This is a genomic window from Rhizobium sp. BK313, from assembly GCF_014193655.1.
Taxonomy (GTDB): Bacteria; Pseudomonadota; Alphaproteobacteria; order Rhizobiales; family Rhizobiaceae; genus Rhizobium.
Genome location: NZ_JACHZQ010000003.1, coordinates 322,395 through 336,735 on the forward strand (window position 1 = coordinate 322,395; position 14,341 = coordinate 336,735).

Sequence of the window (14,341 nt, forward strand, 5' to 3'; positions counted from 1 at the left end):
CAGGCTTTTTTCAATGGATGACATAAGGAAATTCTATGGCTGAACGGTCGGTGGACCTCGGATGGCTGCGAATTTTTGTCGAGGTGGGGCGCTCGGGCAGCCTGTCGTCCGCGGCGGCAAGCCTAGGGTTGACCCAGCCGGCGGTCAGCTACCAGATCCGCCGGATCGAGGAGCAGATGGGTGTCGCCCTCTTTCACCGTCAGCATCGCGGTGTCGAGCTCTCCTCGGAAGGCCGTCGTCTGTTCGAGATCGTGGAGAAGGCGGTTGGTGGCGTCGATTCCCTGGTGCGCAGCTTCCGTGCCGAGGCGGAGCGTCCGGCGGTGCGGCTGCGGACCGACTATGCCTTTTCGGCGCTCTGGCTGATTCCGCGCATGCATCGCTTTCGCTTGCTTCATCCGGAGCTCGATATCCAGATCGTCGCCACGCAGCGACAGGAGCGCGGCCATTCGGATAGCGGCGATGTCGCCGTCGTCTTCGGCGCACGGGACGAGTTTGGGCCGGAAGCAGCATTGTTGTTGCCTGAGAAAGTAGCGCCGATCTGTGCGCAAGGTTTCGTCGATAAATATGGTCCTTTCGGCGATCCAAGCAGCCTGGCGCGGGCGACGCTCGTGCATCTGGACACGGAAACGCCATCACCCTGGTTCGATTGGAAGAGCTACTTCGCCGAACTTGGCATCAGCCGAGACGCCTATGCCGGTCATGGTGATCTGCGGTTCAACACCTATTCACTGGTCGTTCAGGCGGCGATCGGCGAGCAGGGGCTGGCGCTCGGCTGGATGGGGCTGGTGGATTCGCTGTTGGCCGGGCGCATGCTGGTGACCGCCGGTCCGGTGCTGGACGCGCCGAACCGCGGTTACTGGCTTCTGCCGCCGAAGTTGCAGAGCGTGCATGCCGAGCGGCTGACGGAATGGCTGGTCAGGGAAGCAGCCGCAATGTCACCTGGTTGACCGGTGGTGCCGGCTCTTCTGTCAGGTCTTTCAGAAAATCCTCACACCAGCGCACGACATCGTATTCGAGCAGGTGATCCATCATCCCCCGCCAGCGTCGCTGCCGCTCTTCCAGTGGCATGGTGAGCCCCCGCGCCATAGCATTGGCGGTTGCCTCGATGTCATAGGGATTGACGAGCAGTGCGCCTTTCAGCTCACGCGCAGCACCAGCGAAACGCGAGAGCACCAGCACGCCGGGATCGTCCGGGTCCTGGGCGGCCACATATTCCTTGGCGACGAGGTTCATGCCGTCGCGCAACGGCGTCACCAGGCCGATCCTGCCCAGCCGGTAGAGGCCGGCGAGCACCGGGCGGCTGATCGAGCGATTGATGTAGCGGATCGGCACCCAGTCGACCGTGCCGATCGCGCCGTTGACCCGACCGGCCTGCTCGGCGACGGCATTCTGCATCGCCTCGTATTCCGGCACCTCGGAGCGCGATTTCGGCGTGACCTGCAGGTAGGTGACGCGGCGCTGATAGGCCGGATTGTCGCTGAGGAAACGCTCGAAAGCCTCGATGCGCTGGGTAATCCCCTTAGAGTAATCGAGCCGGTCGACACCGATGATCAGGTCGCGGCCCTCGACGCTCTGCCGCGCCTTGCGCACCATGTTGTTGCTCGCAGCCTTGCGGGCGAATTCGGCAAAAGCGGCGGTCTCGATGCCAATCGAATAGGCTCCTCCGCGGAATGTCCGTCCATGGGCGCTGAAGAGGCCGGGACCAATCTCATCGCCAATCTCCTCGCGCTTGAGGCAACTGGCGAAGTTTTCGAGATCATGATCCGTCTGAAAGCCGAGAAGATCGTAGGCGGAGAGACTACGCATGATCTCTTGATGCACCGGCATGATGGAGAGCACATCGGCTGGCGGCCAGGGAATGTGCAGGAAGAAGCCGATGCGGTTCTTCAGGCCCATCTGCCTAAGCTCGGCTGCCAGCGGAATGAGATGATAGTCATGCACCCAGATGACGTCGTCCGGCTTGATCATCGGTGCGAGGCGATGGGCAAAGAAGCGGTTGACGCGGAAATAGCCGTCCATCTCCTTGCGACCATATTCGGCGAGATCCAGCCGGTAGTGACAGATCGGCCAGAGCACGCGGTTGGCGAAGCCATGGTAATATTCCTCAACGTCGGTCTGGGTGAGATCGGTCAGGGCATAGGTGATGTTGCCGTGGTCCGCCAAAGACAGCGGCTCCGGCTCCTTGTCGCCGCTGGAATTGCCGGACCAGCCCATCCAGACCCCGCCGTGCTCTTCGAGCGCAGCCCGCAGGGCCACGGCAAGACCGCCGGCGGCGGTGCCTTTTTTGTCCGGAACGGAGACACGGTTGGAAATAACGATGAGACGACTCACGAGATGGTCCTTTCAAATGCGGCACGGCGGGGCGCCGAGAATGCCTACGTCGCAAGGGACGCGAGTATCTCTCTTAAACGCGCAGGCGAAGGAATGGATGCACGGGCCAGCGTTTTGCCGTTTGGCGGGCCGATGCGCACGGACTGGCCACCGAGGCGGTTCGCGACGGCAAACATGGTTTCGTCGGTGACGTCGTCACCGATCGTGAGTGGCCGCCGGCCGTTGAAGGGCGTCTCGTTGAGAAAGGCTTCGATGGCATGTCCCTTGCTGGCGTGCGCCGGACAGATCTCAACCACAAGCTTGCCGTGCTGCAGGACCCAGTCCGGGCCGGCTTCTTGCAGATAGCGCTGCATCGCTTCGGCAATGTCGGCTTCGCGCTCCGGTGCCAGCCGGTAGTGAACTGCGACCGCCGCACCCTTATCTTCCACGAGAACGCCGGGCCAGGCCTCGGCCTCCTGCGCGATTAGCCGTTTCATCTCCTGGAAGGCATGCGGAACCAGCGCGCGCCGCAATCGCCCTGCCGCATCCCGCCGTTCGGCGCCGTGCAGGCCGGCGACCGGGAAGCGGAACGGAGCAAACAGAGGATCAACAAAGGAAACCGCGCGCCCGGTTATCAGTGCCAGCGCGCCGCCAAGCTGGCGGGAGAGCGCATGAAGGGCAAAGGGTAGGGACGGAGGAACGGCAATTGAGTCCGGCGTCTCGGCGAGATCGAGCAGCGTTCCATCGATATCGAGGAACAGCGCCCATTCTTGCGGATACAATGAGAGTGCTGCGAGCGCCGGCTCATTCGGCGGCGTCGGTTCGGCTTCACCCTGTTCGGGCTGTTCCTTGTAAGTCATGGAGAGTTAGCTATGGCGCGCTTGTCGTTCGGCAAGAGAAAAACGACCGCAACAGATGTTTATTCCGGGAACGATAACCCGAAGCGTCGCAATACCAGCAACCGATAGATGCAAAAAAGGGCCGCGCGAAGCGACCCTTCCATGAGTTTTGGCCCGTAACTGGCCTGAAGCGCCAAACGCTTCCGGAAGGCTTTGATCAGAGCGAGGGCTGCCTCGCAACGCTCACACCCATTTCCATGCCTGCTACGCGGACCGAAATCTCACTAGACATTGGATCACCTTCCTTTCGTTACGTTGATAATATGCCTAACGTAACTCAAATTTCACCGAATTCAAGAGTGCATAAAGGTGAGGTGCTTCACTCTTCGTGTCGCTTGGAAACGCAGGTTCGTGCAACTTGTACATGATATCTGCACGAAAGTAGGGCATGCCGCCTTAAAGAGGTATGTTCACAAAAGAAAAATGCTGCGACGCAAAAATGTGATCGGACGAACCGTCAAATATCTGTCATCTTGCCCATCAATCCTTTGGTAAATTAAGAGTTTATTACCTATTCCGCACGAACAATCGTCCTTGATTTTGACATTCTCCCGCAAGACAGGAAGCAAGCGGGAATTGGAGCGAAAGACGCATGTGTCGCTGGGCAGCCTATCGTGGAGACCCCCTCTATCTGGAGGAGCTGGTGTCCTCGCCTGCCCACTCCCTGATCGAACAATCCCATTGCGCAACGCGCGCCAAGACAGCAACCAATGGCGACGGATTCGGCATCGCCTGGTATGGCGACCGGCCGGAGCCCGGCCGTTATCGCGATATCCTTCCGGCCTGGTCCGATTGCAATCTGAAGAGTCTGGCGCGGCAGATCCGTTCGCCGCTGTTCCTCGCCCATGTCCGCGCTGCGACCGGCGGCGGCACGCGTCGCGACAATTGCCATCCCTTCGTGCATGAGAACTGGTCCTTCCAGCACAACGGACAGATCTCCAATTTCGATCGCTTGCGCCGGCCGATGGAAGCCATGCTCGATGATCAGTTGTTTCAGGCCCGCAGCGGCACGACGGATTCCGAGCTACTGTTCCTGCTCGCACTGCAGTTCGGTCTTGCGACCAATCCGGTTGCCGCGATTTCGGAAACGATCAGTTTTGTCGAAGGCCTATCCGTCCATCTGACCGGTTCGGCGCTGGTGCGCTTCACGGCCGCTTTTTCCGATGGAAAGTCGCTGCATGCAGTGCGCTACGCTACCGACCGTAAGGCGCCGACGCTTTATGCCTCGCCTGTCGGCATCGGCTATTGCCTCGTGTCGGAGCCGCTGAACGACGACGTCGATGCTTGGACGGAAATTCCGGATGGCAGTGCCGTATTGATCGACGATATGGGCGTCCACATCACGCCCTTCCAGCCGGAAAAGCGCGCATCCGCCGAACCGAATGCGGCCGCCCCTATCCCTGCTTGAATTGTTCGGCGATCAAAGCCGCCAGACGCGCCGCCACTTCATCCTTCTCAAGATCGGGCCATTGTTCCACGCTGTTATGGCGAATAAGTTTCACGCTGTTGCGCGTGCCGCCCATGATGCCGGTTGCCGGCGAGACATCGTTGGCGACGATCATGTCTGCGCCCTTGCGCTCCAGTTTCGCCCTGGCATTCACCTCCACATCCTGCGTTTCGGCGGCAAAGCCGATGACGAGCTTCGGCCGCTGGGTGTGATGGCCGACGGTTTTCAGGATGTCGGGATTTTCGGTAAGCGCCAGCGTCGGGATGGATTCGCCCGGGTGTTTCTTGATTTTCTGATCGGCGGCGGAGGCGACGCGCCAGTCGGCGACGGCCGCGACCATCACAGCAATATCGGCAGGAAGGGCGGAAAGCACGGCATCCCGCATCTCTTCCGCCCGCTCGACGTGAACGACGTGCATGCCCATCGGATCGGGGATGGAGACGGGCCCGGAGACGAGGGTAACGTCGGCGCCGAGGGCGGCGAGCGCCGAGGCGATGGCATGGCCTTGCCTGCCGGAGGAACGATTGGCGATATAGCGAACCGGGTCGATCGGCTCGTGCGTCGGACCCGAAGTGACGACAGCTTTCCTGCCGGCGAGCGGCCTTGCTCCGTCATCCAGCCGCATTTCGACGGCGGCGACGATCTCCAGCGGCTCGGCCATGCGGCCGGTGCCGGCCTCCTTGCTCTCGGCCATTTCGCCCGCCATGGGGCCGACAAAGCGGATGCCGTCGCCCCTCAGTGTCTCGATGTTGCGCCTTGTCGCCGGATGCGCCCACATCTTGGGATTCATGGCAGGCGCTGCGAGTACGGGCCGGTCGGTCGCAAGCAGCACGGTCGATGCGAGGTCGTCCGCTAGGCCGTTCGCCATCTTGGCCAAGAGATCGGCGGTCGCCGGTGCAATCAGCACCAAGTCACAGTCACGCGCCAGCCTGATATGGCCTACATCCTGCTCGTCCTGCCGGGAAAACAGATCGGTGAAGACATGGTCTGCGGCCAGTGCGCCGACGGCAAGCGGGGTGATGAATTGCTGTGCTCCCGACGTCATGATCGGGCGGACGGTGGCGCCGCGTTCGCGCAACCGCCGGATGAGGTCGAGGCTCTTATAGGCCGCGATGCCACCGGAAATGATGAGAAGGATGCGTTTTCCCGCGAGAACCATGGCCCGAACCCGTCGCCTGTTTTATGGTCATGAACCTAAGCCTTTGGCACACAATAGGCAATCGGCAGTGGCGGTCAGCCGAGAATGTCGACGCAGAAGTCGATGAAGGCACGCACCTTTGCCGGCACATGATGCCTGGAGGGGTAAAACGCGTAGAGCGGGTAGAGTTCGTCCTTCCAGTCGGGAAAAAGATCGACAAGCTCTCCGCGATCGAGAAAATCCGTAATGCCAAGCGTGAAGACCTGAGCGATACCGAGGCCGGCAAGGCAGGTTCCCAATGTCGTCCCGGCATCGTTGACCAGGATGCGACCGCGCGTTTCGACTGGGATGACCTTGCGCCCACGCCGGAATTCCCACTCGAACGCGCGCCCGGTACGAGGGTCCTGATAATGGATGCAGAGATGGTTCGCGACATCGGCCGGCGTTTTCGGCCGGCCATGGCGTTCGATATAGGCAGGCGCCGCGACGGTGACCACGCGCGTTTCGAGAAGCAGCCGGGCGATCAAGGATGTCTGTGGAGGCTCGCCGAAGCGCAAGGCGACATCCATGCCGTCGGCTACGAGATCGCCGATCTCGTTGCGCGTGAGAATCTCAATCTGCAGGTCGGGATAGAGGTCGAGGAAAGCGCCGAGCCGCGGCGCCAATACCAGGCGGGAGAAATAGGGGTCGACATTGATGCGTAGGCGGCCGCGCACGGATTGGGTGACGCCGGCAACCGTCGTCGCGGCTTCCTCGATGCCGCCCAGCAGCGGCACCACTTGTTCGTAGAAACGCGCGCCGTCGTCGGTCAGCCGCAGTGCCCGCGTCGTACGGTCGAGCAGGCGGACACCGATGCGCGCCTCCAGCCGCGAGACCGCCCGGCTCACTCCAGACGGCGTGAGACCGAGCGCTTCCGCAGCCCGTACGAAGCTGCCGCCCTCCACCACGGCCGTCAGCACGCTGACGCCGTTCAGCAATCGTCCGTCGAACATTATGCCATCCTTGATTTTCCGTCAGCAATCATGGGGTGGCAGCACATTCTAGTCAAAGTCTTTCGAATGCGGAAAGGCCGCGGAGGGAGAGTGCTCCGCGGCCTTTCTTCAGTCACTCCGGGTTTGGACCTCAGAGATTGCTCATGCCGCCGTCGATGACGAGTTCGCTGCCGACGATATAGGCAGCTTCATCGGAAGCGAGGAAGACGATCGTCTTGGCGACTTCGCTCGAATCGCCGAAACGCCCGACGGGGATCTGCGCCTGGATGGCGGCGGCCATCGCTTTCGAGTCGGCTTCAGAACCACCGAGCTTGCCGTAGAGCGGCGTTGCGATCGGGCCGGGGCTGACGGCATTGACGCGGATACCGCGGCCGATGAGTTCACCGGACAATGTCTTGGCAAGCGTCAGCAGCGCACCTTTGGTGAGCGCATAGACGCTCGAGTTCGGCATGCCGATATGGGCATTGATGGACGTGTTCAACACGATCGAAGCCGGTTTTGAGAGAATTGGTAGCAACGCCTGGATCAGGAAGAACGGACCCTTGACGTTGACTGCGACCGACTTGTCGAAAGCGGCTTCGCTCCATTGCTCGAGCGGGCCGAATTCGGCAACGCCGGCATTGATGAAGAGAATGTCGAGATGGCCGAACGCATTCTTTACGGCATCCGCGACCACCTTCTGGCCGTCGACATTCCCGGCGTCGGCCTGGATGACCAGCGCCCTGTCTCCAAGTTCGGCGCGCGCCGCCTCGATTCCGGCTGCACTGCTGCCGGTGACGGCGATGCGTGCGCCTTCGGCGATGAACTGGCGGGCAGTTTCCAGGCCGATACCACTGGTGCCGCCGGTAATGAGAGCCGTCTTGTTTTGCAAGCGTGACATGATGAAGTTCCTCTAAATCCGGCGGGTTGGCCGTAGCTGTTCGATGGCTTGAGAATGCAGCGGAAAGGGCGGCGCGATAATCCTTTCACTTGAGGAAGGATCATCAAGTGAGGGCGGATAATCGCGCCGTACGTATGGTCAGGTGCGAGTGATCGAGGCGCCGCCATCGACCAGCGATGCAGTGCCGGTAACGAAGCTCGCATCATCGGAGGCGAGATAGAGGACCGAGCGGGCCAGCTCATCGGGACCAGCGACACGCTTCAGCGCATGCAGATTGGTGATAAAGCTCTGCTTGTCGGGAGTGTCATTCATCTCGCGATACATGTCGGTATCGACAGCGCCCGGCAGCACGGCGTTGACGCGCACATTCTGCGGGCCGAATTCGGCTGCGAGCGCCTGCGTCAAGCCGATCAGGCCGGACTTGCTGGCGGCATAGGCGGCAACTCCGGGGAAGGCAAAGCTGTAGCCCACAAAAGTCGACGTGAAGATCACCGAGCCGCCGCCGTACTTGACCATTTCGGCGATCTGGTGTTTTGCGGCGAGGAATGAAGCGGTCAAGTTGATTGCCAGCGTTTCGGCAAAACCTGCCTCCGAAACCTGAGTGCTCGGGCCGGCTTCGCCGAGCGTGCCGGCATTGTTGAAGGCGATGTCAAGTTTGCCGTAGCGCTCGACGGCAAGGGCGACCAACGCTTTGTGATAGTCTTCCGAACGCACGTCGCCGGCAAGCGCCGCGGCTTCGCCGCCTGCGGCCTTGATTTCTGCGGCAAGGTTTTCCAATTCCGCACCCCGGCGGGCGCCGACGATAACCTTGGCACCTTCGGCAGCGAAGAGCTTTGCGGTGGCGCGGCCGATGCCGGAGCTGGCGCCGGTGACGATTGCGACTTTTCCATTTAAGCGGTTCATTGTTCCATCTCCTGTGTCAGGACGTGTCTGTTGTTTCCGTCCGATGTGCAGAGAATGGTATTTTTCGATCGTTCGGATTAGTCTTCAAATCATGGAATTCGAATTCGGGATTGCCGAACGATGCTTAGGATTGAAGGAATCGCTGCTTTTGTGGCCGTTGCCGAAGCGGGATCGATCAGCGAAGCCGCGCGCCGGCTGCGTCTGTCGAAATCCGTCGTCAGCGAGCGGTTGGCGGAGATGGAGAAAACGCTCGGCGCTACATTGCTGCATCGCACGACACGTAAACTAACGCTGACGGAAGACGGTGTCGCTTTCCTGGAGCGTGCGTCGCGGATCGTGCATGAGGTACGGGAGGCGGCGGCCGATCTGGCGAAGCGACGAGGCACGCTGGCAGGCCCGTTGCGCATCGCCGCCCCTGTCACCTTCGGCCGCATGCATCTCGGCCCGGCGCTTTATCCTTTTCTGGCCGATCACCCCGATATTGAACTGACGCTCGATCTCGACGACCGTCGTGTCGACGCCTCCTCGGACGGCTATGACGCTATCGTCCGCCATGGGCTGATTGCCGATTCGCGACTGGTTGCCTGGAAACTCGCTCCCAGCCGTCGGCTTCTCGTCGCATCGCCGGACTATCTCACACGCAACGGCACGCCGGCCTCGCTGGCGGACCTCGGCGATCACCGAGGCATATTCTACACCAACCGCGGCGTTGCCGATTGGCGTTTCCAGGGGCAGGACGGCGCCGTCGTTATCAGGGGAAAACTGGCGCTCGGCATCAACAATGGCGATGTGTGCCGCGATGCGGCGATTGCGGGGCTGGGCATCGCGTTGCTGCCGGCCTTTGTCGCCGGTCCGGCTGTCAATAGTGGCCATCTGGTCGAGATCGATGTCGGCTCCAGACCGGAAGCCGAATTCATCTTCATGGCGCATCCGGAGGGGCGCAACCCCTCGGCAAAGCTGCGCGCCATCGCCGATCATCTGAAGAAGACATTCGGCGACCCGCCCTACTGGGATCCCGTTGGTTAGTCAGGCGATCAGACTCATCAAATTGGCCGCGACCGGCGAGCGCTGTGCCTTGAGGATGGCAAGCCCGAGCCGTGCCACCAGTGGCGCCCCGTCGATCGGGCGATAGGCGACGCCGTCAAGCTTGATCTGGGCGATGGAGGCGGGAACGATCGAGACCCCGAGATTGGCGGCGACGAGATTGACGACGGAGGGGATCTGCGGCGCTTCCTGCGTCACCACCAGTTCAAAACCGGCATCGCGGCAGGCGGTGACGATATCGTCATAGAGACTTAAACCCACCATGCGCGGGAAGAGGATGAAGGGCTCGTTCGCCAGTGCGGCGACCGGCACGTGGTCCATCTTTGCAAGCGGATGATTGGCGGGTAGCGCGATCAGCATCGGCTCGTCGGCAAAGCGTTTGAGGCGGACGTCGCGCGGGTCTTCCAGGCCAGGGCGAATGAAGGCCGCGTCAATCTCGCCGCGCATGAGCCGTTCCATCAGCGCATTGGTGTTCATCTCGGTCAGCGACAGGCGCACCTCCGGCCAGCGATTGCGGAATTCGCGAATGGTGGCGCTGACGATCGTATTGAAGGCCGACGATGCGGTGAAACCGAGCGCCAGCCGGCCGATCTCGCCGCGATTGGCACGCTGCGCGGCAAGCTTGGCTTTTTCAGCCGCATCCACGGCGGTCTTGGCCTCGGCAAGAAACGCCTCACCTGCGGCCGTCAGCTCCGCCCCATGCGGAACACGGTGAAACAGCGCCGCACCCACTTCGTTTTCGAGATCGCGGATCTGCTGGCTGAGCGGCGGCTGGCCGATGCCTAGCTTGGCGGCGGCACGCGTGAAGTTTCCTTCCTCTGCCAGCGCCAGAAAATAGCGGATATGACGCAGCTCCATCGCTATCTCCAAAACCTATTGAGATCGTCTGTTCCATATATTGGACTAATGGCGCCGACCTGACTAGATTTGAGGGCAAGAAAGGTTGTGTGCCCATGTTCCGCGCCGTGCAAAAGCAAGAACTCACCGTCTCAGAAGCCCCCTCGCGCCCCGATTTGAAGCTTGTCGAAACGGAGCCGAAGCTTGAGGTTCGTCAATTCCTGACGCGTGGCACACCCGCCTACAAGCGCGCCACCATTGCGCTGTTCCTCTCCGGCTTCGCGACATTCTCTCTGCTCTATTGCGTGCAGCCGCTGATGCCTATCTTTTCTGATGATTTCGGGGTGACACCGGCTGCAAGCTCGTTGTCTCTGTCCCTTTCGACCGGCTTCCTTGCCTTTGCGATCTTCTGTGCCGCGGCCGTCTCGGAAAGTCTCGGCCGCCGTAGTCTCATGTTTTTTTCGCTGCTGGGCGCTGCCCTCTGCACGCTCGCCTGCGCCGTTGCGCCGAGTTGGCAGATGCTGCTGATCTTCCGTGCGCTGGAGGGTTTCCTGCTTGGCGGCGTGCCGGCGGTTGCCATGACCTATCTGGCGGAAGAGATCGATCCGCGTGGTCTGGGCGGCGCCATGGGCCTTTATATCGCCGGCAACGCCTTCGGTGGCATGGCGGGCCGTGTCGTGACCGGCACGATCGCCGAATTCTTTACCTGGCGTCCTGCGCTTGCAGCCATCGGGGTGCTTGGACTGATTGCCGCCACTGGATTCTTGTTCCTGTTGCCGCCGTCGCGCAATTTCACGCCGCGCAAGGGGTTCGATGCCGCTTTCCATCTCAGGGCCTGGGCCGGTCACTTCCGTAATCCAGCGCTGCCGCTGCTCGTCGCCATCGGCTTCCTGGTCATGGGCTCGTTCGTTACGGTCTATAACTATGCCGGCTTCCGTCTGGTCGCTGATCCCTATGATCTCAGTCAGACCGAACTCGGACTGATCTTCACCGCCTATCTCTTCGGCATCGTTGCCTCGTGGCTTGCCGGCCTGCTAGGCGACCGTATCGGTCATTTCGTCGTGCTGCCTGCCGGCGTGGTAGTTGCCGCCCTCGGTGCGGCGATCACGCTCGCTACGCCGCTGCCGTTGGTCATCCTCGGCATCGTCTTGGTGACCATCGGCTTCTTCGTCACCCATTCGGTCGCCAGCGCCTTGGTCGGTCGCCTCGCCCGGGGAGCCAAGGGCCATGCCTCCTCGCTCTATCTGCTCGCCTACTATCTCGGCTCCAGCATTGCCGGCTCCGTCGGTGGTTATTTCTGGCTTGCCGACGGCTGGTCTGCTGTGGTTGCCTTTATCCTCGCCATGCTGGCAGCGTGTCTTGTGGCAGCGCTTGGCGTGGCCAGGCTCGCTCGCCGCTGAGCAATAGAATTGGAGGTTTGCGATGATCCGTATCGATCATCTCGATCATCTGGTGCTGACGGTCGCCAGTATCGAGGAGAGCTGCGCATTCTACTACCGCGTCCTCGGCATGGGCGTGGAGACCTTTGGCGAAGGCCGCAAGGCGCTGACCTTTGGCAATCAGAAAATCAACCTGCACCAAGCCGGACACGAATTCGAGCCGAAGGCCCAGTGCCCGACGCCGGGCTCTGCCGATCTCTGCTTCATCAGCGCGACACCTCTGGATGATGTCCTCGCCCATCTGACGACGATGGGCGTCGTGATCGAACAAGGCCCGATCCGCCGCACCGGTGCTACCGGTCCGATCCTGTCGATCTATTTTCGTGATCTCGACGGCAACCTGATAGAGGTTTCCAACTACCTCGCGCCGGGCGATCAGCGCTAAGCCCGATCTCGTTCCCTATTCATCTCCGTCATCGACGCTGTTTCGACCAACGGCACAGCCATGCTTGACATCACGCGCCATCAGCATTATTAAACCAACAAGTTAATTAACAAGTAGGTTTAGAAGCCAACATGGACCCTTTGAGCGCAACCCTGTCAGCCCTCGCCGATCCGACTCGTCGCGCAATATTGGCGCGGCTGTCGACCGGCGAAGCCTCCGTCTCGGAGCTGGCGGAGCCTTTCGACATGTCGCTTGTCGCCGTTTCCAAACATCTGAAGGTACTGGAAAAGGCAGGGCTGATTTCGAAGGGGAGGGAGGCGCAATGGCGTCCCTGCCGCCTGGAAGCCGAGCCGCTTCGCCGGGTGGACGATTGGCTGGAAACCTACCGGCGATTCTGGAGCGAACGTCTCGATCGGTTGGAAGCTTATGCCGCAACGTTGAGAGCAGGGAGAAAAGACGATGGCAGCAGTGAATAGAGCCGAGAAGCTGAGCGGGCTTCGCGAAATTGTTCTCATAAGGGAGATTGCGGCGCCTCGCGATCTGCTTTTTCGCCTTTGGACCGAGCCGGAGCACCTGATGCAATGGTGGGGACCGCACAACATGACCGCGCCATCGGTTTCTGTAGATCTGCGGGAGGGCGGCGCTTGGCGGCACTGCATCCTCGGTCCCGATGGGAAGGAATACTGGAGTCACGGCCGTTATCTGGAGATCGTCCCGCCTGAGCGTCTCGTCTTCACCTTTGCCTGGGAAGGTCATGGTCCCGGTCCGGGACACCAGATGCAAGTGACGGTCGAGCTGCAGGAAAAAGGGGAGGGCACGCGCCTTGTCTTCCGCAAGGCCGAACTGCCTGACGATCGCGAGTTGCAACTGCAGACCGGAGGCTGGCAGCAAGCGCTCGACAAATATGCCGCCTATGCCGAAGAGACCGCCAAGAAAGGGGAAAGGTAATGAAGAGGACCTATCACGGTAGCTGCCATTGCGGTGCCGTCCACTACGAAGCCGATCTCGATCTGCAAGGCGGCACCTTCAAATGCAACTGCTCGATCTGCAAGAAGAAACGCAACTGGCTGGCAGTCGCCACACCGGCCGATTTCCGCCTAACCTCTGGCGAAGACAACATCGGCGAATATCAGTTTGGCCCGCGCATCTTGCATCACCTCTTCTGCAAGAATTGCGGTATCAGTTCCTTTAACTGGGGTGAAAATCCGGCACTCGGCGGCAAATTCTATGCGATCAGCATCAGCTGCCTGGACGATGCCACCGACGAGGAGATCGCCTCGCTTCCGATCGGCTATTTCGATGGCCGCGACGACCGCTTCGATCGGGCGCCGGAGGAGACGCGCTATCTTTAGAGCGCGGGGCTTAGCCCTTGATGCCCAGCCAGATGACGTGACGCGCGCCGCTCTTGCCATTGGCGCGCGTATTGACCACCTCGGCAGCAAAACCGCTGTCGCGTAGACGTCTTGTAAAGCGCTCGTCAGGCCCCGAAGACCAGACAGCGAGGACGCCTCCCGGCCGCAGCGCACCATGGGCCGCCTTTAGCCCCTGATAGTCGTAGAGGCCGTCATTGGCCTCGTGCGTGATGCCGTCGGGGCCGTTGTCGACGTCAAGCAGAATGGCGTCATAAGCCGCCTTGCTGGTGCGGATAAGCGGGCGAACATCGCCTTCGTGGATGGCGACACGCGGGTCGTCGAGGCAATTGTCGAAGACGGTAGCCATCGGTCCGCGCGCCCAGGCAATGACCGCGGGAACCAGCTCCGCAACCGTAACCCTGGCGTCATCGCCCAATTCGCCGAGGGCAGCCCGCAGCGTAAAGCCCATGCCGAGCCCGCCGATCAGGATGTGCGGTGCAGCTTGGCCTCGGATTTTTTCGCAAGAGAGCGTCGCCAGCGCCCGCTCCGAGCCGCTGAGGCGGCTGTTCATCAACTCGTTGGTGCCGAGCATGATCGAAAATTCCTGGCCGCGCTGCTTCAGGCGCAACTCACCGCCGCCATTCGGAATTTTCGCGGTGTCTAACAGGGTCCAGGGGATCACGGGCAACTCTCATAAGAGGGAGGATTTGCCCGC

At 61.2% G+C, this 14,341-nt stretch carries 16 protein-coding genes; 8 read left to right on the forward strand and 8 right to left on the reverse strand.

From position 1 onward, the window contains the following. Positions 1–35 precede the first annotated feature (35 nt). The gene (locus tag FHT86_RS17980) at positions 36–947 is read left to right on the forward strand and encodes a choline sulfate utilization transcriptional regulator (RefSeq protein ID WP_133708188.1); all 912 of its coding nucleotides are present in this window, start codon (positions 36–38) and stop codon (positions 945–947) included. Here the strand turns inward: FHT86_RS17980 and otsA are convergent. Next, positions 916–2,331 carry an alpha,alpha-trehalose-phosphate synthase (UDP-forming) gene (otsA, locus tag FHT86_RS17985; RefSeq protein ID WP_133708189.1) on the reverse strand — a complete coding sequence of 472 codons (1,416 nt, stop codon included), beginning with the start codon at positions 2,329–2,331 and terminating at the stop codon, positions 916–918. The genes FHT86_RS17980 and otsA overlap by 32 nt on opposite strands. Positions 2,332–2,375: 44 nt before the next feature. Continuing rightward, complete coding sequence (gene otsB, locus FHT86_RS17990; protein WP_133708190.1) at positions 2,376–3,170, reverse strand: trehalose-phosphatase; 795 nt, start codon at positions 3,168–3,170, stop codon at positions 2,376–2,378. Between the two features lie 631 nt (positions 3,171–3,801). Between otsB and FHT86_RS17995 the strand changes: the two genes are divergently transcribed. Next, positions 3,802–4,617, forward strand: coding sequence for a class II glutamine amidotransferase (locus FHT86_RS17995; protein ID WP_133708191.1), 816 nt, complete (start codon positions 3,802–3,804; stop codon positions 4,615–4,617). Here the strand turns inward: FHT86_RS17995 and coaBC are convergent. The 4 genes from coaBC to FHT86_RS18015 all read right to left on the reverse strand — a co-directional run bounded on the left by coaBC (position 4,604) and on the right by FHT86_RS18015 (position 8,569). Next, positions 4,604–5,815 carry a bifunctional phosphopantothenoylcysteine decarboxylase/phosphopantothenate--cysteine ligase CoaBC gene (coaBC, locus tag FHT86_RS18000; RefSeq protein ID WP_133708192.1) on the reverse strand — a complete coding sequence of 404 codons (1,212 nt, stop codon included), beginning with the start codon at positions 5,813–5,815 and terminating at the stop codon, positions 4,604–4,606. The two genes, FHT86_RS17995 and coaBC, sit on opposite strands and share 14 nt — an antisense overlap. A gap of 74 nt (positions 5,816–5,889) precedes the next feature. Continuing rightward, on the reverse strand, positions 5,890–6,786 hold the full coding sequence (locus FHT86_RS18005; RefSeq protein WP_133708193.1) for a LysR family transcriptional regulator: 897 nt from the start codon (positions 6,784–6,786) through the stop codon (positions 5,890–5,892). Between the two features lie 130 nt (positions 6,787–6,916). Then, complete coding sequence (locus FHT86_RS18010; RefSeq protein WP_133708194.1) at positions 6,917–7,666, reverse strand: SDR family oxidoreductase; 750 nt, start codon at positions 7,664–7,666, stop codon at positions 6,917–6,919. 138 nt (positions 7,667–7,804) lie between these two features. Next, positions 7,805–8,569 carry an SDR family oxidoreductase gene (locus FHT86_RS18015; protein ID WP_133708195.1) on the reverse strand — a complete coding sequence of 255 codons (765 nt, stop codon included), beginning with the start codon at positions 8,567–8,569 and terminating at the stop codon, positions 7,805–7,807. Between the two features lie 120 nt (positions 8,570–8,689). Between FHT86_RS18015 and FHT86_RS18020 the strand changes: the two genes are divergently transcribed. Next, positions 8,690–9,595 carry a LysR family transcriptional regulator gene (locus FHT86_RS18020; protein WP_133708196.1) on the forward strand — a complete coding sequence of 302 codons (906 nt, stop codon included), beginning with the start codon at positions 8,690–8,692 and terminating at the stop codon, positions 9,593–9,595. Here FHT86_RS18020 and FHT86_RS18025 read toward each other — a convergent pair whose 3' ends face one another. Further along, on the reverse strand, positions 9,596–10,471 hold the full coding sequence (locus FHT86_RS18025; protein ID WP_133708197.1) for a LysR family transcriptional regulator: 876 nt from the start codon (positions 10,469–10,471) through the stop codon (positions 9,596–9,598). It lies immediately after the preceding gene. Positions 10,472–10,566: 95 nt separating this feature from the next. Here FHT86_RS18025 and FHT86_RS18030 point away from each other — a divergent pair, with 95 nt between their 5' ends. The 5 genes from FHT86_RS18030 (at position 10,567) to FHT86_RS18050 (ending at position 13,626) form a co-directional block, all read left to right on the forward strand. Continuing rightward, positions 10,567–11,850, forward strand: coding sequence for an MFS transporter (locus FHT86_RS18030; RefSeq protein ID WP_133708198.1), 1,284 nt, complete (start codon positions 10,567–10,569; stop codon positions 11,848–11,850). Positions 11,851–11,872: 22 nt separating this feature from the next. Further along, positions 11,873–12,274: a VOC family protein gene (locus FHT86_RS18035; protein WP_133708199.1), complete on the forward strand. Its 402-nt coding sequence runs from the start codon at positions 11,873–11,875 to the stop codon at positions 12,272–12,274. Between the two features lie 131 nt (positions 12,275–12,405). Beyond that, the gene (locus FHT86_RS18040; RefSeq protein ID WP_133708200.1) at positions 12,406–12,750 is read left to right on the forward strand and encodes an ArsR/SmtB family transcription factor; all 345 of its coding nucleotides are present in this window, start codon (positions 12,406–12,408) and stop codon (positions 12,748–12,750) included. Next, positions 12,734–13,222, forward strand: coding sequence for an SRPBCC domain-containing protein (locus tag FHT86_RS18045; protein ID WP_133708201.1), 489 nt, complete (start codon positions 12,734–12,736; stop codon positions 13,220–13,222). The genes FHT86_RS18040 and FHT86_RS18045 overlap by 17 nt, the downstream gene beginning before the upstream one ends. Further along, entirely contained in the window at positions 13,222–13,626 is a 405-nt protein-coding gene (locus FHT86_RS18050) for a GFA family protein (RefSeq protein WP_133708202.1), read from the forward strand. The genes FHT86_RS18045 and FHT86_RS18050 overlap by 1 nt, the downstream gene beginning before the upstream one ends. Before the next feature lie 10 nt (positions 13,627–13,636). Here FHT86_RS18050 and FHT86_RS18055 read toward each other — a convergent pair whose 3' ends face one another. Beyond that, positions 13,637–14,308, reverse strand: a complete 672-nt coding sequence (locus FHT86_RS18055) for a spermidine synthase (RefSeq protein ID WP_133708203.1) — start codon at positions 14,306–14,308, stop codon at positions 13,637–13,639. Between the last annotated feature and the right edge of the window lie 33 nt (positions 14,309–14,341).